We start from the raw sequence: 22,351 nt of genomic DNA, 5'->3' as shown, positions 1-22,351 counted from the left end.
ATCTAATCGGAGTTCAGGAGGGACGACAGGTGTAACCGGCCAAGAACGTCCCGGCTCCGCTCACGCCGACATCGGTCGTTGCACCCGGATCGACTGGAGCAGCCCCACCGCCACCCACACCGCGAACATCGAGGATCCCCCGTAGGACACGAACGGCAACGGCAGACCCGTCACCGGCATGATCCCCAGGGTCATCCCGATGTTCTCGAACGACTGGAAGGCGAACCACGCCACGATGCCCGCCGCGACGATCGTCCCGTACAGCTCGGTCGTCTCGCGGGCGATCCGGCAGGCACGCCACAGGATGACGCCGAGGAGCAGGATGATCAGCCCGCCGCCGATGAAGCCCAGTTCCTCCCCCGCCACGGTGAAGACGAAGTCGGTCTGCTGCTCGGGGACGAACTGGCCGGTCGTCTGCGAGCCGTGGAACAGTCCGGATCCGGTGAGCCCGCCCGAACCGATCGCGATACGCGCCTGGTTGGTGTTGTAGCCGACACCCGCCGGATCGAGCTCGGGGTTGGCGAAGGCCGCGAACCGGGCGATCTGGTAGTCGTCCAGGACGCCCAGCTGCCAGACCGCGATCGCCCCGATGGTGCCGGTGCCGATCAGGCCGAACACCCAGCGGTTGGAGGAGCCGGACGCGAGCAGCACGCCCAGCACGATCACCACCATCACCATGACCGAGCCGAGGTCGGGCATGAGCAGCACGATCAGCATCGGGACGGCGGCCAGGCCGAGCGCCTGCATCACGGTGCGGTGGTCGGGGTACTGCTTGTCCCCCGCGTCCACTCTCGTCGCCAGCAGCATCGCCATGCCCAGGATGATCGTGACCTTCACGAACTCCGAGGGCTGGAGGGAGAAGCCGCCGGGGAGCTTGATCCAGGAGTGGGCGCCGTTGATCGTGGAGCCGAGCGGGGTGAGCACCAGCAGGATCAGGAAGACCGAGACGCCGTACAGGATGGGCACGGCCGTGCGCAGCGTGCGGTGGCCGAGCCAGACGGTGCCGACCATCAGGGCCAGGCCGATGCCGGTGTTCAGCAGGTGCCGGACCAGGAAGTAGTACTGGTCGCCCTGGTTTAGCTCGGTGCGGTTGCGGGTCGCCGAGTAGACGAGGAGCGTGCCGAGCAGCGACAGGGCCAGTGCCGCCAGCAGCATCGGCCAGTCGAGCCGGCGGGCCAGCGAGTCACGGGCGAGCAGCCGGGTCCAGCCCGCCCGTTCGGGCCCGTATCCGGAGACCTGGAAGCTGTTGGCGCCGGTCATGTGAGCATCCTCCGGCTTCCTCGGCCACAGTCTCCGCGTCCACGGCTCCCGCGCCGTCGGCGCCGGGTGTCGCGGTTCTCGGGCGAAGGCGTCGACACCGTCCCGGCGAGCCGCTGCTCGTCGGGCGCGTCCTCGCCCTTCTGGCTGGCCCGCTGCTCCTTCGCCGGGTCCTTGCCGACCTTCGGCGAGGCGATGGTCCCGTCGGTGCGGACCTTCGGCAGCTTCTTCAGGGGTGTCGGCAGCAGCGCGTTCTTCTTGTTGATCGTGCCGTCGTCGGAGACGCCGTACAGCGCGTCGTAGATGTTGCGGACGGCGGGACCCGAGGCGCCGGAGCCCGTACCACCCTGGGAGATCGTCATGACGACGGCGTAGTCATCGGTGTACGTCGTGAACCACGAGGTCGTCTGCTTGCCGTAGACCTCCGCGGTACCGGTCTTGGCGTGCATCGGGATCTTGTCCTGGGGCCAGCCGACGTCCGCGAACCGCCAGGCGGCCGTACCGCGGGTGGCGACGCCGGCGAGGGCGTCGTCCATCTCGGCCAGCGTCTGCTTGCTTATGGGCAGCTTGCCGTGCGACTTGGGCTTGATCTCCTGGACGGTCCTGCCGTCGGCGCTGATGACCGCCTTGCCGACGGTCGGGTCGTACAGGGTGCCGCCGTTGGAGATGGCCGCGTAGATGGTGGCCATCTGGATCGGGGTGACCAGGGTGTCGCCCTGCCCGATGGAGTAGTTCACGGAGTCACCGGCGCGCATCCGGTTGCCTTCGAGGCAGTTCTCGTAGGCGATCTGCTCGGCGTACGAGCCGCCCTTCTTGCCGTACTTGCACCAGGCGTCCTTGTTGGCCTTCCAGTAGTCCTGCTTCCACTTGCGGTCGGGGACGCGGCCGGTGACCTCGTTGGGCAGGTCGATGCCGGTCTCCGCGCCGAGGCCGAACTGGTGGGCGGTCTTGTAGAACCAGTCGTTGGCGTTCTTCTTCGGCTTGGTGCCGCCGTCGCGCTTCCACTCCTCGTGGGAGAGCCGGTAGAAGACGGTGTCGCAGGAGACCTCCAGGGCCCGGCCGAGGCTGATCGGGCCGTATCCCTTGGACTCGAAGTTCTTGAAGACCTGGCCGCCGATCGAGTAGGAGCTCGAGCACTGGTAGGGGCCGTTGAAGGAGTACCCGGCGTTGACCGCGGCGGCCGTCGGGATCACCTTGAAGACGGAGCCCGGGGCGGACTGGCCCTGGATGGCGCGGTTGAGCAGGGGGTAGTTGGAGGACTTGCCGGTGAGCCGCTTGTAGTCTTTGGCGGAGATGCCGCCCACCCACGCGTTGGGGTCGTAGGACGGGTTGGACGCCATGGCGACGATGCGGCCGGTCTTGGCCTCCATCACCACGACGGCGCCCGAGTCGGCCTTGTAGCGCTCGTTGGTGTTGCGGTCCCACTCCTTGCGGGCGTCCTTCATCGCCTGGTTGAGCTCGTACTCGGCGACGCGCTGCACCCGGGCGTCGAGGCTGGTGACGAGGTTGGAGCCGGCCTGGGCCGGGTCCGCCTTGGCCTGGCCGATCACCCGGCCCAGGTTGTCCACCTCGTACCGGGTCACGCCCGCCTTGCCGCGCAGTGCCTTGTCGTACTGGCGCTCCAGGCCCGAGCGCCCCACCTGGTCGGAGCGCAGATACGGGGAGTTGCTGTCCTGCGCCTGCTTGATCTCCTCGTCGGTGACCGGCGAGAGATAGCCGAGGACCTGGGCGGTGTTGGCCGCGCCGGGGCTGGGGTAGCGGCGCATGGCCTGCGGCTCCGCGGTGATGCCGGGGAAGTCCTCCGCCCGCTCACGGATCTGGAGCGCCTGCTTGGGCGTGGCCTCGTCCGTGATGGGGATCGGCTGGTACGGCGAGCCGTTCCAGCAGGGCTGGGGGGTTTCGGCGTCGCACAGCCGGACCTTCTCCTGGACCTCCTTGGGCGTCATGCCCAGCACACCGGCCAGCTTGGCCAGTACGGCCTTGCCGTCGTCCGGCATCTTCAGCAGGTCCGTGCGGGAGGCGGAGACCACCAGTCGGGTCTCGTTGTCGGCGAGCGCCACCCCGCGGGCGTCCAGGATGGAGCCGCGGACGGCCGGCTGGACGACCTGCTGGACGTGGTTGCCCGACGCCTCCTTGGCGTAGGCGTCGCCCTCGCGGATCTGGAGGTACCAGAGACGGCCGCCGAGGGTGCCGAGGAGGGAGAGGACGAGGATCTGGATGACGACGAGCCGGATCTGGACGCGTGGCGTGCGGCCCGTCTCGGGGATGTTGGTCACGTCTGTCGCTCCCCCTCTCAGCGCTTGGACGATTCGGCGTGGCCGGGCGACGGCCGGCTGTGTACGAGTGAGGAACGACCGGCTCGCTCGGCGCAGTTCCGGTGATCGTCACCCGTTCCGGTGAACTCTTGTGCGGTCACAGCCGCTTGACCCCCTTGATGCGTCCGGCGCGTGCCGTCTTGGCCCGTACGGCCTTCACCTTCAGGCTGCCCAGCCCGCCGCGCTGGCCGCCAATGCGCAGGCCCGTGCCGCCGGAGAGCCAGCCGGAGGAGATGCTGGGCTTCTTCGCCTGGGAGTTGGTCTCGGCCAGCGGGTCGTTCTCCGCGCGCCGGGCCAGCGCCATGATCCCGGGGACGACGAACGGCGCGAGCAGCAGGTCGTACAGCGCGGCCGTGAACAGCAGGCTGCCGAGGCCGACGTGGCGGGCGGCGGTGTCGCCGACGAGGGCGCCGACACCGGCGTACAGCAGGGTCGAGCCGATCGCGGCGGCGACCACGACCACCATCGGCGCGGTGGCCGACTTCAGCCGGCCGTTCTCCGGTTTGACGAGCCCGGCGAGATAGCCGATGACGCACAGCACCAGCGCGTAGCGGCCGGCGGCGTGGTCGGCGGGCGGGGCGAGGTCGGCGAGGAGTCCGGCGCCGAAACCGACGAGGGCGCCGCCGACATGGCCGTAGACCAGGGCGAGGCCCAGGACGGTCAGGAGCAGCAGGTCGGGGACGGCGCCCGGGAGGTGCAGGCGGGCGAGGACGCTCACCTGGAGCACCAGGGCTACGACGATCAGCGAGGAGGAGAGCAGGATTCGGTTGACGCGCATCAGGCTTCAGCTCCTACTGCTCTTGCTCGTACTGGTTCTGGCCGTCGGCCGGAGGTTGGTACTGCCCGTCGGTCCCCGGCTCGTCCTGCCCCTCGATCCGAGGCTCGCTCAGACCGTCGGCCTGCGGCTGCGGCTGGTTCTGGCCGTCGCCCGGGGCGTCGGCGCCCGGTGTGACGGTGACCGTCACGGTCGGCCGGGGCTTCGGCTTCGGTTTGTCCGGGAGCACCGTGTCGCGCGGGTCCTTGGCGGGCGCCTGGACGACGACGCCGACGATGTCGAGCTTGCTGAAGGCGACGTACGGCGTGACGTAGAGGGTGCGGGTCAGGTTGCCGCCGGACGGGTCGACGCGGGAGACGACGCCGACGGGGACGCCAGGCACGAAGGGCTTGTCGGCCTGCGAACCGAAGGTGACCAGGCGGTCGCCCTTCTTCACCTCGGCCTTGCCGTTGAGGAGTTCGACGCGCAGCGGGCGGTCACCCTGGCCGGAGGCGAAGCCGAGTTCGTCGCTGGACTCCATGCGGGTGCCGACGGTGAAGTCGGGGTCGCTGGCGAGGAGCACGGTCGCGGTGTTGGGCCCGACCGTCGTCACCCGCCCGACCAGGCCGTCCCCGTTCAGTACGGTCATGTCGCGCTCGAGGCCGTCGTTGGCGCCGGCGTCGATGGTGATGGTCCAGGAGAAGCCCTGGGCCGCTCCTATGGCGATGACCTGGGCGCCCTTGATGCCGTACTGGCCCTCGCCGGCGATCTTCAGCATCTTGTCGAGCTGCTTGAGCCGGCTGCGGCTGCGGTCGTCGCTGCCGAGTTTCGCCTTGAGGGCGGCGTTCTCCTGCTCCAGCCGGGCGAGCCGGTCGTGGCGCTCGCCGGAGTCGCGGATCGCGGCGACCGCGTTGCCGACCGGGTCGACCGCCGAGGACACGCCGCTCTCGATCGGCCCGAAGGCCGCTGCCGCCGCGGAGCGGGCGCCGTCGACCGGGGAGTCCTCACCGCCGCGGATGTCCACCGTGATCAATGCGAACGCGATGGCGATCAGCAGCACCAGGAGCAGCCGACTCTCTCGTGTGTCCCTCACGTGCGGCGGCCGTGCCTTTCCTCATAGGAATGTGCAGAGGTTTGGGTGTTCACATGTGCAGAGGCTTTATGGGCGAGCTTATGCCTCTATACCAACGATCCGCCGTACGAGAGGGGGTCGTCCCGTACGGCGGAATCGAAGAGTTACGTCATCTGCGCGGCTGGGCGTCCAGCACCTGCTGCAACGCCTCGAACTCCTCGACGCATTTGCCGGAGCCGAGCGCGACGCTGTCCAGCGGGTCCTCGGCGATGTGGATCGGCATGCCGGTCTCCCGCCGCAGCCGCTCGTCGAGACCGCGCAACAGCGCTCCGCCGCCGGTCAGAACGATTCCTCGGTCCATGATGTCGCCGGAGAGCTCCGGCGGGCACTTGTCGAGGGTCGTCTTCACGGCGTCGACGATCGCATTGACCGGTTCCTCGATGGCCTTGCGTACTTCGGCCGCGGAGATGACGACGGTCTTCGGCAGTCCGGAGACGAGGTCCCGGCCGCGGATTTCGGTGTGCTCGTCGGCGTCGAGGTCGTACGCCGAACCGATCGTGATCTTGATCTGTTCGGCCGTGCGCTCACCCAGCAGAAGGGAGTACTCCTTCTTGATGTGCTGGATGATCGCGTTGTCCAGTTCGTCGCCCGCGACGCGGATGGACTGGGCGGTGACGATGCCGCCGAGGGAGATGACCGCGACCTCCGTGGTGCCGCCGCCGATGTCGACCACCATGTTGCCCGTGGCCTCGTGGACCGGCAGGCCGGAGCCGATGGCGGCGGCCATGGGCTCCTCGATGATGTGCACCTGGCGGGCGCCGGCCTGGGACGACGCCTCGATGACGGCGCGGCGCTCGACGCCGGTGATGCCCGAGGGCACACAGACGACGACCCGCGGACGAGCCAGATACCGCCGCTTGTGGATCTTCAGGATGAAGTAGCGGAGCATCCGCTCGGTGATCTCGAAGTCGGCGATCACGCCGTCCTTCAGCGGGCGGACGGCAACGATGTTGCCGGGCGTGCGCCCGATCATCTTCTTCGCTTCGGCCCCGACCGCGAGGATGCCACCGGTGTTGGTGTTGATCGCGACGACGGACGGCTCGTTGAGTACGATCCCTCGGCCCCTGACGTACACCAGCGTGTTGGCGGTCCCGAGGTCGACAGCCATGTCACGGCCGATGAACGACATTGAGTTCCCCATCAGGATTCGTCTGGCCTTCCTGGGAGCTTTTGACGGCTTTTCAGGACGGCGAAGTGGGTGCTGTGACGTGAAGGCTTCCATCGTAGACGCGCCTTCGCGAACACTGCGGGAGGGTCTTCGCCATTGTCAGCAGATGGCGAGCCGCCCCGCTTGTGGAGACGGGCCATCGGGGGCACTCGTTCCCTCGATCGCCACGCATATGCCGCGGGGCGGCCGGAATTCTACGACCGCCCCAGATAGGGCCGTGATACGGGGCTCAGGCGCGGCCCGGGAAGAAGATCTTCACCTCGCGCTCGGCGGACTCCTCGGAGTCGGAGGCGTGGATGAGGTTCTCACGCACGATCACGCCGTAGTCGCCGCGGATGGAGCCGGGCGCCGCGGCGATCGGGTCGGTCGGGCCGGCGAGGGCGCGCAGCCCCTCGATGACCCGCTCGCCCTCGACGATCAGGGCGACGACCGGACCGGAGGCCATGAACTCCACCAGCGGCTCGTAGAAGGGCTTGCCCTTGTGCTCGCCGTAGTGCTGCTCCAGCGTCTCCTGGTCCAGGGTGCGCAGCTCCAGCGCGGTGATCTGCCAGCCGGCCTTGCGCTCGATGCGGCTGATGATCTCGCCGGTCAGGCCTCGACGGACGGCGTCGGGCTTGAGGAGGACGAGGGTGCGCTGGGTCACGGGAGGGCTCCTTCTTACTGCCGGTGTGCGGTGGATGCCGGTGTGCGGTGGGATGAGGTTACAGGGCGTGTCCGGCGCCCTGTTACGCAGCGTCAGGGGTGGAGGAGTCGCCCTGCGCGGCGAATCTGGCCTTTGCCTCGTCGACCTTCCGGCCGAAGTGCACCGAGGCCCACCACAGCGCCGCGAAGACCACGCCCAGGAAGAACATCATGGGGACGACGAAGCCGGAGGCGATGAGGGCGATCTGGAGGGCCCAGCCGAGAGCGACACCGCCGGGGCGGGTCACCATCCCGCACAGCACCACGCACAGGAACATCGCGATGCCGCTGACCGTCCACACCTGCGTCATGGACAGATCGGGGTCCTTCATCGCGACCAGGCCGGCGAAGCCGATGACGAAGAACTCGCCGATCAGCGTCGAGGAACAGAGCGTACGCATGCTTGACTCAGCCCTTCCCCAGCAGCAGCCGGGCTTCCCCGACGGTGATGACGGACCCGGTGACGAGCACCCCGCCGCCCGCGAACTCGCCTTCCTCCTCGGCCAGCGTGATCGCGGCCTCCAGAGCGTCCGGCAGCCTCGGCTCGACCTGTACGCGCTCGTCGCCGAACACCTCGACGGCGATGGCGGCGAGTTCGTCGGCGTCCATGGCACGGTGCGAGGAGTTCTGGGTGACGACGACCTCGGCGAAGATCGGCTCGAAGGCCTCCAGCAGCCCCCGGACGTTCTTGTCGCCGCTCGCGCCGACGACACCGATCAGCCGGCTGAAGTCGAACGCCTCCCCCACCGCCTCGGCTGTGACCCGGGCGCCGGCCGGATTGTGGGCGGCGTCCAGCACGACGGTCGGAGAGCGCCGTACGACCTCCATCCGCCCCGGCGAGGCGACGGCGGCGAAGGCCTTGCGGACCGTGTCGATGTCGAGCGGTTCGGCGCGGGCGGCGCCGACGCCGAAGAACGCCTCGACCGCGGCGAGCGCGACGGCGGCGTTGTGCGCCTGGTGCGCGCCGTGCAGCGGCAGGTACACCTCGGGGTACTCCCCGCCCAGTCCGCGAAGTGTGGCCAACTGTCCGCCGACGGCGACCTGGCGCGAGACGACGCCGAACTCCAGGCCCTCGCGGGCGACCGTGGCATTGACCTCCACGGCCTTCTTCAGCAGCACCTGGGCGGCGTCCACCGGCTGCTGGGCCATGATCACGGTGGCGTCCTGCTTGACGATGCCGGCCTTCTCGGTGGCGATCTCGCCGGGGGTGCCACCGAGCCGGTCGGTGTGGTCGAGGTCTATGGGGGTCACGACGGCGACGTCACCGTCGATCACATTGGTGGCGTCCCAGGAGCCGCCCATGCCGACCTCGACGACCGCGACGTCGACGGGCGCGTCCGCGAAGGCGGCGTACGCCATGCCCGTGAGCACCTCGAAGAAGGACAGGCGGTACTCCTGAGAGGCGTCGACCATCTCGATGTACGGCTTGATGTCCTGATACGTCTCGATGAACCGCTCGGCGGAGATCGCGGCGCCGTCGAGGCTGATCCGCTCGGTGATCGACTGGACGTGCGGGGAGGTGTAGCGGCCGGTGCGCAGCTCGAAGGCGCCGAGCAGGGCCTCGATCATGCGGGCCGTCGACGTCTTGCCGTTGGTGCCGGTGATGTGGATCGAGGGGTACGACCGCTGCGGCTCCCCCAGGACGTCCATGAGCGCGGCGATACGGCTGACCGAGGGCTCCAGCTTGGTCTCGCCCCACCGGGTGGCCAGCTCCGCCTCGACCTCGCGCAGGGCCTTGTCGACCTCGGGGTCCTCGGGGCGCGCGGGCACGTCGGCCTGCGGCGGGCCGCCCTGGGTGCGCAGGGTGCGGCTGCCGGCCTCGATGACCGCGAGATCGGGGTCGCGGTCGGTCTCGGCGGCGATGATCTCTTCGAAGGAGTCGAGGGGGTCGGGCTCGTTCTGGTCGCTCACGGGGCCAGTCTACGGAGGGCGACTGACAGCGCGCCCAAGGACTGGGGTGTGCGGGTCGGCGGGCGGCTCATGGGTCGGTGAGGGCTGGTCGCGCGGGTCCCCGCGCCTTCGGCTGGTCGCGTGGTTCACCGCGCCCCTGGTGTTTCCGGTGCGCCCTGGTGTTCCCCGCGCCCCCGCCGTACGTGAAGGCCCCCGGCGCTGGAAAGCACCGGGGGCCGTGACTGCCGTACGCGACACCTACGCCTGCGGGAGCCTCTCCAGCTGCGCGGTGATCCGGGCGATGTCCTCGTCCGCCTTCGCCAGTCGGCCGCGGATCTTGTCGACCACCTGGTCCGGGGCCTTCGCCAGGAAGGCCTCGTTGCCGAGCTTGGCCGTGGCCTGGGACTTCTCCTTCTCGGCGGCGGCGAGGTCCTTGGCCAGGCGCTTGCGCTCGGCCGCGACGTCGATCGCGCCGGAGAGGTCCAGGGCCACCTCCGCGCCCGCGACCGGCAGGGTCGCCGTGGCCGAGAAGGTCTCGCCCTCCGGCTGGAGGCGCAGCAGCTGGCGGATGGCCGGCTCGTGCGGGGCGAGTGCGGTGCCGTCCAGCTTCAGACGGGCCGGGACCCGCTGGCCGGGCTGGAGGCCCTGGTCGGCGCGGAAGCGGCGGACCTCGGTGATGACCTGCTGGAGAACGGCGATCTCCTGCTCCGCCGCCGCGTCCCGGAAGCCGCTGTCGCCGGGCCAGTCGGCGACGACGACGGACTCGCCGCCGGTGAGCGTCGTCCAGAGGGTCTCGGTGACGAACGGGACCACCGGGTGCAGCAGCTTCAGCGTGACGTCCAGGACCTCGCCGAGGACGCGCTTGGAGACCTCGGCGCTCGCGCCGCCCGCGGCGAACGTCGTCTTCGACAGCTCGACGTACCAGTCGAAGACCTCGTCCCACGCGAAGTGGTAGAGCGCGTCCGACAACTTGGCGAACTGGAAGTCCTCGTAGAACGCGTCGACGTCGGCGACCGTCTTGTTCAGGCGGGACAGGATCCAGCGGTCCGTCGCCGACATGTCCGCCGGGTCGGGGAGCGGGCCCTCGACGGTCGCGCCGTTCATCATGGCGAACCGCGTGGCGTTCCAAATCTTGTTGGCGAAGTTCCTCGACGCCTGGACCCAGTCCTCGCCGATCGGCACGTCCGTGCCGGGGTTGGCGCCGCGGGCCAGGGTGAAGCGGACGGCGTCGGAGCCGTACTTGTCCATCCAGTCGAGCGGGTCGACGACATTGCCGAAGGACTTCGACATCTTCTTGCCGCGCTCGTCGCGGACCAGACCGGTCAGCGCGATGGTCTTGAACGGCACCTCGCCGTCCATCGCGTACAGACCGAACATCATCATCCGGGCGACCCAGAAGAAGATGATGTCGTGGCCGGTCAGCAGGACGTCCGTCGAGTAGAACTTCCGCAGGTCCGCGCTCTGTTCGGGCCAGCCCAGGGTGGAGAACGGCCACAGGCCGGAGGAGAACCAGGTGTCGAGGACGTCCGTGTCCTGCGTCCAGCCCTCGCCGGTCGGCGGCTCCTCGTCGGGTCCGACGCAGACGATCTCGCCGTCCGGGCCGTACCAGACCGGGATGCGGTGGCCCCACCACAACTGGCGCGAGATGCACCAGTCGTTCATGTTGTCGACCCAGTCGAAGTAGCGCTTCGACATGTCCTCCGGGTGGATCTTCACCCGGCCGTCGCGGACCGCGTCACCCGCGGCCTTCGCGAGCGGGCCGACCTTGACCCACCACTGCATGGAAAGGCGCGGCTCGATGGTGGTCTTGCAGCGCGAGCAGTGGCCGACGGAGTGGACGTACGGGCGCTTCTCGGCGACGATCCGGCCCTGCGAGCGCAGCGCCCCGACGATGGCGCTGCGGGCCTCGAAGCGGTCCAGGCCCTGGAACGGGCCGTGCGCGGTGATGACCGCGCGCTCGTCCATGACGGTGATCGACTCCAGGCCGTGCCGCTGGCCGATGGCGAAGTCGTTCGGGTCGTGGGCCGGGGTCACCTTGACGGCGCCGGTGCCGAACTCGGGGTCGACATGGCTGTCGGCGACGACCGGGATGTGGCGGTCGGTCAACGGCAGCTTGATGCGCTTGCCGATCAGGTGCCGGTAACGCTCGTCGTCGGGGTGGACGGCGACGGCGGTGTCACCGAGCATGGTCTCCGCACGCGTCGTGGCGACGACCAGGGTGTCGTCCCCCTCGCCGTACTTGATGGAGATGAGCTCGCCGTCGTCCTCCTGGTACTCGACCTCGATGTCGGAGATCGCCGTCAGACAGCGCGGGCACCAGTTGATGATGCGCTCGGCGCGGTAGATCAGCTCGTCGTCGTAGAGCTTCTTGAAGATGGTGAGGACGGCCTTGGACAGGCCCTCGTCCATGGTGAACCGCTCGCGGTTCCAGTCGACGCCGTCGCCGAGGCGACGCATCTGGCCGAGGATCTTCCCGCCGTACTCCTCCTTCCACTGCCAGACGCGCTCGACGAACTCCTCGCGGCCGAGGTCGTGCCGGGACTTGCCCTCCTCGGCGAGCTGCTGCTCGACCTTGTTCTGCGTGGCGATACCGGCGTGGTCCATGCCCGGCAGCCACAGCGACTCGTATCCCTGCATGCGCTTGCGGCGGGTGAGGGCGTCCATCAGCGTGTGCTGGAAGGCGTGCCCGAGGTGCAGGCTGCCCGTGACGTTCGGCGGCGGGATGACGATGGTGTACGGCGGCTTCTCGCTCTTCTCGTCCGCCGCGAAGTAACCGCGCTCTACCCAGCGCTCGTACAGCGGCCCCTCTACGTCGGCCGGCGCGTACTGGGTCGGCAGTTCGGTGCTGGGCGCTGGTGGCTGCTGCTGAGCGTTCTCGGTCACGCGCTCAGTTTAGGGGTGTCGCGGGCGTGTCCCGAAACGCGTTTGTTCTGTAACGGTGCACCCCCCGATGCCGTGCGCCCGTTGGCTTTGCGCCAGGATGTCGTGAACGCATAAGCATCTGGAGGGGAACCCAGAAATGAGCTACAACCAGCCGGGCCCGTACGGCGGGCAGCCCCAGCAGCCCGGTCCGTACGGCCAGCCGGGTCCGTACGGCCAGCAGCCGCAGGCACCCCAGCCCGGCTACGGCTACCCCCAGCAGGCTCCGCCGCCCCAGCCCCAGCCCGGTTACGGCTACCCGCAGCAGGCCCCGGGCGTCCCGCCCCAGCAGCCGAACCCGTACGGCCAGCAGCCCCAGCCGCCCTACGGCCAGGCCCCGTACGGCATGCCCCAGCCCCCGGCTCCGGCCGGCGGCGGCAAGAAGACCGGCCTGATCATCGGCGCGGTGGCGGTCGTGGCGGCGATCGGCGTGGGCGCGTACTTCCTGATCGGCGGGGGTGCCGGCGCGGGCGGCGTCGAGGACGACGGCGCGCACAAGCTGACCACGCCGGCGACGGTGCTGAACGGCGAGTACAAGAAGTCGAACAACGCCGCCTCCGCAGACTCGATGACCGGGGATGACAAGGCGGAATTCGAGAAGTGGGGGGTTAAGGACCCCCAGGACGTCAGCGCGGGTTACGTCAAGGGCACGGGGCTCAGCGCGAAGAACCTCTCCTTCAGCGGCGTCTACGGCACCATTGACGACCCGGAAGCCGTGGTCGATGCGATGTTCGCGAAGCTGAAGACAGAGTCCGAGAAGGACCAGAGCGGCGACAGCAGCACCGGAAAGCTCATCGGCAGCCCCGAGGAGGTCTCGCCGTCGGGCTTCAAGAACGGCATCATGAAGTGCCAGGAAGCCGAGATCACGAACAACGACCCGTCGGGCGCGAGCGCCGGTGCCCCGGAAAGCTTCAAGATGCCCATGTGCGTCTGGGGTGATCACAGTACCGTCGCCGTAGTGACGTCGTTCGGTCTGGCCGATCTTGCCAGCGGGGATGGCAACTCTATCGATGACACCGCTGACCTGGCCGTCAAGCTCCGCAATGACGTGCGCCAGAAAGCCTAATGCCTCTCCCTCATGAGCGGGGCTCAACGTTGTGGTTGGGCCCCTCTCATGCGGGATGTCACTACAGCCGTGACTGCGCCGGGGAATAGAGCGCGCACATGACCTAATCATTTTTCTGGAGTGCACCGAAAGGCGCTCGAATTCGCTCGCACTCCCAGGCATTACGAATTTACGAAGGCGGCTACCTCGCCTCTACTCCCGCCCCGCTCCTGCGAATGGCGGCGTGCAGGCCGCGCCCGTCTGGCAAGGGGCGTCCTGTTCCGCGATGACTCCAGGACCGCTCGCGAATGGCCGCGCATCAGAGGACCCTGGGCTCCAATCCAAGCGAACGGACATGCTAACCGATGATCCGCTATGCTGATCATGCCCATGACCAGGGCATCGAAATGCATCGAGGGGATCTAACGTGCTCAAGCGAGCATTTGCCGTGGCAGGTCTTGTAGTTGCGGGGACTATCATCCCGCTGGCGACAGCAACGCCCGCATCCGCCAACGTCGCTCAGTGCACAGGCGTCTTGAAGAGCTACGGACTGTACACGATAGGGCCTAAGACAAAAATAGCCTGCAGCTGGTTCGCCCTTCCGGGTAACGTACCCAACCCGGAGTGCTGGAACGCGCTCATGAGGCTTGGCGTGAGGCAGCAACACGCCTTCAAGGCCTGCTCGTGGGCCTAGAGAGCAGCCGCACCAGGTAGGAGTTAGGCCGCCCCTGGCACAGCCAGGGGCGGCCTTCTCTCATTGAGCCGTACGACGGGCCTTCAGCAACCGCTCAGTGACTCACCCGGCCCACCGCTCTGACCTAATTGCCTACGCCGACTTCTGCTCGCCCGGCCCGCGGCGCGCGTCCCGCGGAATGAGGGTCGGGTTCACGTTCGAGTGGACGACGTCCGCCGTGATGACGACCCTCGCCACGTCCTTGCGGGAAGGCACCTCGTACATCACCGACATCAGGACCTCCTCCATGATGGCGCGCAGGCCGCGTGCGCCGGTCTGGCGGAGGATGGCCTGGTCGGCGATGGCTTCCAGGGCCTCACGCTCGAAGTCCAGCTCCACGCCGTCGAGTTCGAAGAGGCGCTGGTACTGCTTGACGAGTGCGTTGCGCGGCTCGACCAGGATCTGGAGGAGGGCTTCCCGGTCCAGGTTGTGCACGCTGGTGATGACCGGGAGGCGGCCGATGAACTCGGGGATCATGCCGAACTTGACCAGGTCCTCGGGCATGACGTCCTCGAACTGGTCCTTGGCCTCCAGCTCCCGCTTGGAGCGGATCGTGGCGCCGAAGCCGATGCCCTTGGCGCCGGCCCGGGACTCGATGATCTTCTCCAGACCGGCGAACGCGCCGCCCACGATGAACAGGACGTTCGTCGTGTCGATCTGGATGAACTCCTGGTGCGGGTGCTTGCGACCGCCCTGCGGCGGGACCGAGGCCGTCGTGCCTTCGAGGATCTTCAGCAGGGCCTGCTGGACGCCCTCACCGGACACGTCACGCGTGATCGAGGGGTTTTCGCTCTTCCGGGCGACCTTGTCGATCTCGTCGATGTAGATGATCCCGGTCTCGGCCTTCTTGACGTCGTAGTCGGCCGCCTGGATCAGCTTGAGCAGGATGTTCTCTACGTCCTCGCCGACGTATCCGGCCTCCGTCAGCGCCGTCGCGTCGGCGATGGCGAACGGGACGTTCAGCATGCGGGCCAGGGTCTGGGCGAGCAGGGTCTTGCCGGAGCCGGTGGGGCCCAGCAGCAGGATGTTGGACTTCGCCAACTCGATGGCGTCGTCGCGCCCTTGGGCGCCGCCGTTCTCACCGGCCTGGACGCGCTTGTAGTGGTTGTAGACGGCGACGGAGAGGGCCTTCTTCGCCGCCTCCTGGCCGACCACGTACCCCTCGAGGAACTCGTAGATCTCGCGCGGCTTGGGCAGTTCCTCCCAGCGGACCTCACTGGTCTCCGCGAGCTCTTCCTCGATGATCTCGTTGCAGAGATCGATGCACTCGTCGCAGATGTACACACCAGGGCCTGCGATGAGCTTCTTGACCTGCTTCTGGCTCTTGCCGCAGAACGAGCACTTGAGCAGATCGCCGCCGTCACCGATGCGTGCCACGGTGTGCTTCCCCTTCGCCTGGGAGACGACTGGACGTTTCGGATCCAGCGGCTCCTGGTGCTGCCTTATGTCCGACGGTACCTTGCCTGGCCCCCGGTTCGGGCCCCCCTTGGCGCGGTTCACTTTGACGTGCACCGTCCCAAACCGTGCCAAGGGGCAGCAGACAATACCCGGTCCGCGTCAGCGAACGTCGGCGTTGTTCATCTTCCGGGTGGAGATGATCTGGTCGATCAGGCCGTACGACAGCGCGTCCTCGGCCGTGAGGATCTTGTCGCGCTCGATGTCCTCGCGGACCTTCTCGATCGGCGTGGTGGAGTGCTTGGCCAGCAGTTCCTCCAGCTGCGAGCGCATCCGCAGGATCTCGTTGGCGGCGATCTCCAGGTCGGAGACCTGACCGCGGCCGGTCTCGCTGAACGGCTGGTGGATCAGCACGCGCGCGTTCGGCAGCGCCATGCGCTTGCCGGGCGTGCCCGCGGCCAGCAGGACGGCGGCGGCGGAGGCCGCCTGGCCCATGCAGACCGTCTGGATGTCCGGCTTCACGAACTGCATCGTGTCGTAGATGGCCGTGAGCGCGGTGAAGGAGCCGCCCGGGCTGTTGATGTAGACCGAGATGTCCCGGTCGGGGTCCATCGACTCCAGGCACAGCAGCTGCGCCATGACGTCGTTGGCGGAGGCGTCGTCGATCTGCACGCCGAGGAAGATCACGCGCTCCTCGAAGAGCTTCGCGTACGGGTCGTACTCGCGGATGCCCTGCGAGGTGCGCTCGACGAAGCGCGGGATCACATAGCGGGACTCGGCGGCGGGACCCGTGTACTGGGCTCGCGTGCGGTCGTACAGGCCGCTGCCGGGGAAGTCGTTCACTGTCTGTCTCCTAGGGGCTGAGGCGGTCGGCTGGGGGCTGTGCGGGGGCGCTGTGGCCATCCGCTGGGGCTCAGGCCCCGGTGCCGCCGCCGCCCGGCATACCGGCGGCCGTGGCGATCACGTCGTCGATGAGGCCGTACTCCTTGGCCTCGCTCGCGTCGAACCAGCGGTCGCGGTCCGAGTCACGGGTGACCTGCTCGACCGACTGGCCGGTGTGCAGGGCCGTGAGCTCGGCCATGCGCTTCTTCGTGTACAGCAGCCGCTCGGCGTGGATCTTGATGTCGGAGGCCGAACCGGCCAGGCCCGCGGAGGGCTGGTGGATCAGGATCTCGGCGTTCGGCAGCGCGAAACGCTTGCCCGGGGTGCCCGCGCTCAGCAGGAACTGGCCCATGGAGGCGGCGAGGCCCATGGCGATGGTCACCACGTCGTTCTTGATGTACTGCATGGTGTCGTAGATCGCCATGCCGGCCGTGATCGAACCGCCCGGGCTGTTGATGTACAGGTAAATGTCCTTGTCCGGGTCGGCGGCAAGGAGCAGCAGCTGTGCGGTGATCTTGTTCGCGATGTCGTCGTCCACCGGCTGGCCGAGGAAGATGATCCGCTCGCCGAGCAGTCGGTTGTAGACATGGTCGCCGAGGCCACCGCCGATGGAAGGCTCGCCGGCGGCGGAGGGCATCAGATTCGTCACGTATCCACCTGCTCGTCTTACGACGGCGCCGGGCCGTCTCACGTCTTCTGCGTGGGCAACGGGGACTCCCCTGCCCTCATACTCATGGACCCTAACGCGGTGGCCCTGTGCCGCAATCCCGGTTCAGGGAGTGTTCGCTGTGAGCGCATGCGCCGCGCGAGCGCACCCGCCCGCCGGACGACGGAAGGGCCCCGGGGACGTCGTCCGTCCCCGGGGCCCTTCCACGTGCTGCTGCGGTGCCGTGGGCTCAGCCCTCGGTCTTCGCCTCGGCGGCCTCGTCGGCGGTGCCCTCGGCGGCCTCCACCGTCTCGGTGGCCTGCTCGACCTCGTCCTCGTCGGACATGTCGATGATCTCGCCGTCGGTGTCCTTGACCGTGGCCTTCTCGACCACGACGGCCAGGGCCTTGCCGCGGGCGACCTCGCCGACCAGGAGCGGAACCTGGCCGCCCTCGACGACCGCCTGGGCGAACTGGTCGGGGGACATGCCGGAGGAAGCGGCGCGGCGCATGAGGTGCTCGGTGAGCTCCTCCTGGCTGACGTTCAGCTTCTCCTGCTTGACGAGCTCGTCGAGCACGAACTGGGTCTTGATGCCCTTGACCGCGGCGTCCTTGGTCTCGGCGTCGAACTCCTCGACCGTCTTGCCCTGGATCTCGAGGTACTTCTCGAGGTCGAGGCCCATCTGGCCGAGCTGGTGGTGCTCCAGGTTGTGCTTGCGGGTGTTGACCTCGTCCTCGAGCAGCTTCTCGGGGACGGGCACCTCGACGAGCTCCAGCAGCTTCTCCAGGACGCGCTCCTGGGCCTGCGTGGCCTGGTCGTACTGCTTCATGTTCTCGAGGCGCTTGCGGCTGTCGGCCTTCAGCTCGTCGAGGGTGTCGAACTCGGAGGCGAGCTGCGCGAACTCGTCGTCCAGCTCGGGCAGTTCACGCGCGGCGACCTGGGTGACCTTGACGGTGACCTCGGCCTCCTTGCCGGCCGCAGAGCCGCCCTTCAGCTCGGAGGTGAAGGTGGCCTCGCCACCGGCCTCGAGGCCCTTCACGGCGTCGTCGATGCCGTCCAGCAGCTCGCCGGAGCCGATGGTGTAGGAGACGCCGCTCGCGACGCCGTCCTCGAGGACCTCGCCGTCGACCTTGGCCTCCAGGTCGATCGTGACGACGTCGCCGTCCTCGGCGGCGCGCTCGACCGGGGAGGTGGAGGCGAAGCGCTCACGGAGCTGCTCGACCGACTTCTCGACGTCCTCGTCGGTGACCTCGACGGCGTCGACCTCGACCTCGATGCCGGAGTAGTCCGGGATCTCGATGGCGGGGCGGACGTCGACCTCGGCGGTGAAGTTCAGCGTCTCGCCGTCCTTCAGCTCGGTGATGTCGACCTCGGGCTGGCCGAGGACGTTGAGCTCGGCCTCGTTGACCGCCTCGGTGTAGAACTTCGGGAGCGCGTCGTTGACGGCCTCCTCCAGCACGGCGCCACGGCCGAACCGCTGGTCGATGACGCGGGCCGGGATCTTGCCCTTGCGGAAGCCCTTCACCGTGACCTGCTGGTTGATCTTCTTGTACGCCGCGTCGAGGCTGTCCTTGAGCTCCTCGAAGGGCACCTCGACAGTGAGCCGAACCCGGGTCGGGTTCAGGGTCTCCACGGCGCTCTTCACGGTTCGGTCTCCTTGTGGCTGACTTCTTGGGTTCTGCCGGAGCCAGACTGGTCCGGCGGATTCGCCGCCCGGAGGATCGTGTACTTCGTACGGAGAGACACACGGGCGTGCAGCTTGCATAGTAACGGCAGCGGCGACACGCCCCCAAAGGCGATCACGGGACGCGATCGTCCGAGGTCGTCCCGCGTCTGGCCTGGGGCGACCGGGCGGCCCTGGAACCGGTGGGGGCCGGTCGCGGGCGGCGTGGCCGGTCATGGTCGGGGTGGCGGGATTTGAACCCACGGCCTTCCGCTCCCAAAGCGGACGCGCTACCAAGCTGCGCCACACCCCGTGCTGGTGCGACACGTAGGGTACATGCCCGCCGACAGTGGGGACGCCGCATTTACGGGGTGTGCGACAAGGGGTCCCGACCCGCTACGATGCCTTCAGTGCCGCGGTCACCGACCTGCGGCGCGTCGCTGTGCGGGCGTAGCTCAATGGTAGAGCCCTAGTCTTCCAAACTAGCTACGCGGGTTCGATTCCCGTCGCCCGCTCTGTACGACTCAGGGCCAGGTCAGAGGATGATTCCTCGGCCTGGCCCTGAGTGTTTCCGGGGGCCGTGTTCAGCTCTTTGGATCTCCGGGGAACATCCAGCGGGCGGCGAGGGTGATGGTGCCCAGGGATGCCAGGGCCAGGCCGTGGCGGAGCCATCTCAAGGTGCCCTCCCAGCTCTGGGGGGAGCCGAAGACCAGCCAGGCTGCGACGCCGATGCCGGTCGCCAGGGCCGCTGAGGCCGCTGTGCGGCGTAATGCAAGATTCATGGGCTCATGATCGCCCATGCGTCGGCGGCTTCACAGGGCCCCCACGGCCACCGAGCACACCGAGCGCCGAGGCGTCCGCCGGTGCCGTCGGCGTCCGGCAGGATGACCCGGCGCTGGGCCGGGAGGCTGCGCACAGGGGGTGGACGACGGGCGAGAGGGCGCCGCTTCACGCCGTCTCGCAAGGGATCGGGCTGCCGAACGGGCCGCAACTCGGACGGCGGGAGCGGGCCGTTGCGGTGAGCGTGGCTGTCGAGGTCGTTGCCGGGGTGGGTAGGGCGTTGCGGCCGAGGGGCGCGACGGAGGCGGGGAAGGTGCCGCTGACCCGATGCAGCCACCGCACGGCGGAACCGGGTGCGGAACTCGTCGTCGTCGGCGTGCTGCGTGTGCGCAGCCGTGAGGGCGAGGTGGCCTCCGGGGCGGAACGGACCCAGGGGCACCGCGCCCATGCCGTCGGAGGCGAGGCGGGTCTCGATGCGGTGGTCAGCCCAGCTCCACGGGTCCGTCTCGCGCAGCGGCGTCCGGACGCCCCCGACCGGGTCGTTCGACGATCACGATCGGGGGTATCCGTACGTTTCCGGGCCGCCCCGTGGACCTAGAACTGGATCGAGTTGATGGTCTCCGCTATCGAGTTGAGGAAGCGCTGGATGTCGTCGGCCATGCCGGTCGAGGCGAGGAAGAAGCCGAACAGCACGGCGACGACGGCGGGGCCGGCCTTCAGGGAACCGCCACGGATCAACACCACCAAGATGATCGCCAACAGCAACACCACTGACAGCGAAATGGCCACAACAGATCACACCCTCGGTCGGTCCGCTCTCCCGGCCCGGGGACGCAACCCCGCGCACCCCGCCAGAACCATCGTGCCACCAACCAGGCCCCGCTATGCGGCCCATGACGTTTCGTTCGCCACACCTGTGCCGGATCTGTGCGCGTCCACCGCGCGCACCGACCTCTCGCGTTGTGCCCGCACAGCATTTCGAGAGGACACCCGCAGCGGGAATTCGACGGGATCGTTTCCAATGCCACACAACGTGTTCGCAGGGATTTCGAATTTACCGCGCACTGATCATTACACCGGAGCCGCCTCCTGGCCATATGCACCTTTTAGTCAGGATGAATCCGGACAAGGCGGTCGCCCAACAGGCGTCCAGCAGGTGCATGTTCGCTGCACACATGACGTCGACTGCAATAACCGGTAATGACCTCGCAGGTTTTACGAAATCCCACTGGCAACGCTAGGGTGCCTCAGATGTTCCACGCTGCCTCGTCCCCCGCATGCGCAGCCAGGTCTTGGATCGACTCCCCCGGATTCCGGCGGGAGGGTCTGTGACGAACTCGCTGCGCCCGCACGGCCACAACAGAGCGCCACTCCCCCCGGCAGAGTCGTCGGCGGACGGAGTGCCGAGTCCGCGCTCGCCGCAGAACAAGAAGGCTCAGGCGAACGAGAGATCCGCGACCGCCGGCGCCAAGCAGCGCGACGCGTTCTTCGACAACGCCAAGTACCTGGCGATCGTGCTGGTCGCCATAGGACACGCGTGGGAGCCCATCAAGGGCGACAGCCGGCTCCTGGAGACCGTGTACACCATCGTGTACACCTTCCACATGCCGGCGTTCATCATCATCTCCGGCTTCTTCTCACGCAGTTTCGACGCGAGCCCCAGCCGGATGAAGCGGCTGATCACCGGTGTCGCGGTGCCGTACATCCTCTTCGAGGCGGCCTATCCGCTCTTCAAGCGCTGGATCGACGACGACCCGAGCCAGGACATCTCCATCCTGGACCCGTGGTACCTGACCTGGTTCCTGTGCGCGCTGTTCATCTGGCGGCTGACCACCCCCATCTGGAAGATGGTGCGCTGGCCGCTGCCGATCGCGCTCGGCCTCGCCATGGCGGCGACGGTGACCCCGGAGATCGGCGACGACCTCGACCTCCAGCGGGTCCTTCAGTTCCTGCCGTACTTCGTGCTGGGCCTGTGCATGAAGGCGGAGCACTTCCACATGGTGCGCACCCGCACGGTGCGGATGCTGTCGGTGCCGGTGGGCCTGGTCGCGCTGGTCGTCGGGTACTGGGCGGTGCCGCGCATGAACACCGCGTGGTTCTACCACCGTGACTCCGCCCAGGAGCTGGGCGCGCCGTGGTGGACCGGCCCGGTCATGGTGCTGGCGATGTTCGGCTGCTCGCTGCTGCTGACGGCCTGCTTCTTCGCCTGGGTCCCACGCCGCCACATGTGGTTCACGGCGCTCGGCGCGGGCACGCTCTACGGCTATCTGCTGCACGGATTCGTCGTGAAGGCCGGTGACTACCAGGGCTGGTTCGAGGCCGCCTGGCTGCACACCCCGCTCGGCGCGATCTTCGTCAGCGTTCTCGCGGCGGCCGGTGTCACCCTGCTGTGCACCAAGCCGGTGCAGCGGGCGTTCCGGTTCGCGATGGAGCCCAAGATGGAGTGGGCCTTCAAGCGGGACGCGGCGGAGCTGGCCCGCGAGCGCGAGCGGCGCGAGGGCGTGGCGCCACGCGAGAAGGTCAACGCCTGATACGGAAGTTCCGGACGATCAGGACGATCAGGACGAACTCCGACCTACCAGACCGAGAAGTGCGCGCATCCGTGCGTACTTCTCGGTCAGTCGTTTCCGGGTCTCCTCGTCCAGGACCGCGAGCCGCACCGGATCCGCGTTGTGCGCCAGGTCCGCCTCCTTCACCAACAGCGCGCCCGGCGTGGCGAGGATGCGCCCCGCGTACGCCTCGGCCGACTCCCCGGCCCGCTTGGTGACGGCGCGCACGACGTCCTTCGTACGACGGCTCAGCGCGGCTTCCTCCAGCCACCGGTCGGACAGCGCGTCGTCCTCCACGGCGTCGTGCAGCCAGGCCGCCGCGATCTGGTCGTCGTCGCCGCCCCGGGCCCGTACACCGTCGGCGACGGCCTTCAGGTGCTCGGTGTAGGGGCGGCCGGCCTTGTCCGTCTGGTCGGCGTGAGCGGCTCGGGCGACGGCCTCCACTTCGGCGAGGGACAGCTGTTCCCGTTGCCTCACCGGCCGCTCCCGCTGTTTCTCCGGCTGATCGCCCTGGGGTGTCTCGGTCATCCCCCCAGTGTCGC

18 protein-coding genes and 2 tRNA genes are annotated in these 22,351 nt (G+C 68.3%); 3 read left to right on the top strand and 17 right to left on the bottom strand.

The genetic code is table 11. The features are described from left to right. Positions 1-60: 60 nt before the first annotated feature. The 9 genes from rodA to ACHBTE_RS13560 all read right to left on the bottom strand — a co-directional run bounded on the left by rodA (position 61) and on the right by ACHBTE_RS13560 (position 12,080). Positions 61-1,260, bottom strand: coding sequence for a rod shape-determining protein RodA (gene rodA / locus ACHBTE_RS13600; protein ID WP_394724018.1), 1,200 nt, complete (start codon positions 1,258-1,260; stop codon positions 61-63). Continuing rightward, a complete protein-coding gene (gene mrdA, locus ACHBTE_RS13595) occupies positions 1,257-3,533 on the bottom strand; it encodes a penicillin-binding protein 2 (protein WP_394724017.1) in 2,277 nt (758 codons plus the stop codon). The genes rodA and mrdA overlap by 4 nt, the downstream gene beginning before the upstream one ends. 136 nt (positions 3,534-3,669) lie before the next feature. Then, positions 3,670-4,350, bottom strand: a complete 681-nt coding sequence (mreD, locus tag ACHBTE_RS13590) for a rod shape-determining protein MreD (protein WP_394724016.1) — start codon at positions 4,348-4,350, stop codon at positions 3,670-3,672. 13 nt (positions 4,351-4,363) lie between these two features. Beyond that, positions 4,364-5,419 (bottom strand): rod shape-determining protein MreC, encoded by a 1,056-nt coding sequence (gene mreC / locus ACHBTE_RS13585; protein WP_394724015.1) that lies wholly within the window; start codon positions 5,417-5,419, stop codon positions 4,364-4,366. A 148-nt stretch (positions 5,420-5,567) separates the two neighbouring features. Continuing rightward, positions 5,568-6,587, bottom strand: coding sequence for a rod shape-determining protein (locus ACHBTE_RS13580; protein ID WP_004931372.1), 1,020 nt, complete (start codon positions 6,585-6,587; stop codon positions 5,568-5,570). Positions 6,588-6,855: 268 nt separating this feature from the next. Then, positions 6,856-7,269 carry a nucleoside-diphosphate kinase gene (ndk, locus tag ACHBTE_RS13575; RefSeq protein WP_030943193.1) on the bottom strand — a complete coding sequence of 138 codons (414 nt, stop codon included), beginning with the start codon at positions 7,267-7,269 and terminating at the stop codon, positions 6,856-6,858. 82 nt (positions 7,270-7,351) lie between these two features. Beyond that, complete coding sequence (locus ACHBTE_RS13570; RefSeq protein ID WP_394724014.1) at positions 7,352-7,708, bottom strand: DUF4233 domain-containing protein; 357 nt, start codon at positions 7,706-7,708, stop codon at positions 7,352-7,354. A gap of 7 nt (positions 7,709-7,715) precedes the next feature. Beyond that, positions 7,716-9,218, bottom strand: coding sequence for a bifunctional folylpolyglutamate synthase/dihydrofolate synthase (locus tag ACHBTE_RS13565; protein WP_394724013.1), 1,503 nt, complete (start codon positions 9,216-9,218; stop codon positions 7,716-7,718). Positions 9,219-9,455: 237 nt separating this feature from the next. Further along, a complete protein-coding gene (locus tag ACHBTE_RS13560) occupies positions 9,456-12,080 on the bottom strand; it encodes a valine--tRNA ligase (RefSeq protein ID WP_394724012.1) in 2,625 nt (874 codons plus the stop codon). A gap of 136 nt (positions 12,081-12,216) precedes the next feature. On the opposite strand from ACHBTE_RS13560, the gene ACHBTE_RS13555 reads away from it, so the two are divergent. After that, on the top strand, positions 12,217-13,182 hold the full coding sequence (locus ACHBTE_RS13555; protein ID WP_394724011.1) for a hypothetical protein: 966 nt from the start codon (positions 12,217-12,219) through the stop codon (positions 13,180-13,182). An 805-nt stretch (positions 13,183-13,987) separates the two neighbouring features. Here ACHBTE_RS13555 and clpX read toward each other — a convergent pair. The 5 genes from clpX to ACHBTE_RS13530 form a co-directional block, all read right to left on the bottom strand. Then, positions 13,988-15,271 (bottom strand): ATP-dependent Clp protease ATP-binding subunit ClpX, encoded by a 1,284-nt coding sequence (gene clpX / locus ACHBTE_RS13550; protein ID WP_394724010.1) that lies wholly within the window; start codon positions 15,269-15,271, stop codon positions 13,988-13,990. 180 nt (positions 15,272-15,451) lie between these two features. Continuing rightward, complete coding sequence (locus ACHBTE_RS13545; protein WP_394724009.1) at positions 15,452-16,132, bottom strand: ATP-dependent Clp protease proteolytic subunit; 681 nt, start codon at positions 16,130-16,132, stop codon at positions 15,452-15,454. 70 nt (positions 16,133-16,202) lie between these two features. Continuing rightward, on the bottom strand, positions 16,203-16,808 hold the full coding sequence (locus tag ACHBTE_RS13540; protein WP_394724169.1) for an ATP-dependent Clp protease proteolytic subunit: 606 nt from the start codon (positions 16,806-16,808) through the stop codon (positions 16,203-16,205). 259 nt (positions 16,809-17,067) lie between these two features. Then, positions 17,068-18,462, bottom strand: a complete 1,395-nt coding sequence (tig, locus tag ACHBTE_RS13535; RefSeq protein ID WP_394724008.1) for a trigger factor — start codon at positions 18,460-18,462, stop codon at positions 17,068-17,070. Positions 18,463-18,716: 254 nt separating this feature from the next. Further along, positions 18,717-18,793, bottom strand: a tRNA-Pro gene (locus ACHBTE_RS13530). Positions 18,794-18,924: 131 nt separating this feature from the next. Here ACHBTE_RS13530 and ACHBTE_RS13525 point away from each other — a divergent pair. Further along, positions 18,925-18,995, top strand: a tRNA-Gly gene (locus ACHBTE_RS13525). 69 nt (positions 18,996-19,064) lie between these two features. On the opposite strand, the gene ACHBTE_RS13520 is transcribed toward ACHBTE_RS13525, so the two are convergent. Together ACHBTE_RS13520 and ACHBTE_RS13515 are read right to left on the bottom strand one after the other, a co-directional pair. Beyond that, positions 19,065-19,262 carry a hypothetical protein gene (locus tag ACHBTE_RS13520; protein ID WP_394724007.1) on the bottom strand — a complete coding sequence of 66 codons (198 nt, stop codon included), beginning with the start codon at positions 19,260-19,262 and terminating at the stop codon, positions 19,065-19,067. A 592-nt stretch (positions 19,263-19,854) separates the two neighbouring features. Then, a complete protein-coding gene (locus ACHBTE_RS13515) occupies positions 19,855-20,049 on the bottom strand; it encodes a hypothetical protein (protein WP_030044846.1) in 195 nt (64 codons plus the stop codon). Positions 20,050-20,660: 611 nt separating this feature from the next. Here ACHBTE_RS13515 and ACHBTE_RS13510 point away from each other — a divergent pair. Further along, the gene (locus ACHBTE_RS13510; protein ID WP_394724006.1) at positions 20,661-21,791 is read left to right on the top strand and encodes an acyltransferase family protein; all 1,131 of its coding nucleotides are present in this window, start codon (positions 20,661-20,663) and stop codon (positions 21,789-21,791) included. Between the two features lie 27 nt (positions 21,792-21,818). Here ACHBTE_RS13510 and ACHBTE_RS13505 read toward each other — a convergent pair whose 3' ends face one another. Then, positions 21,819-22,337 (bottom strand): HD domain-containing protein, encoded by a 519-nt coding sequence (locus ACHBTE_RS13505; protein ID WP_394724005.1) that lies wholly within the window; start codon positions 22,335-22,337, stop codon positions 21,819-21,821. Positions 22,338-22,351: the final 14 nt, after the last annotated feature.

It is taken from the genome of Streptomyces sp. M41 (assembly GCF_043673425.1).
In the GTDB taxonomy this organism is placed as follows: Bacteria; Actinomycetota; Actinomycetes; order Streptomycetales; family Streptomycetaceae; genus Streptomyces.
Note: the sequence above shows the minus strand (reverse complement) of the source record. Positions and strands in the feature narration are given on the sequence as shown.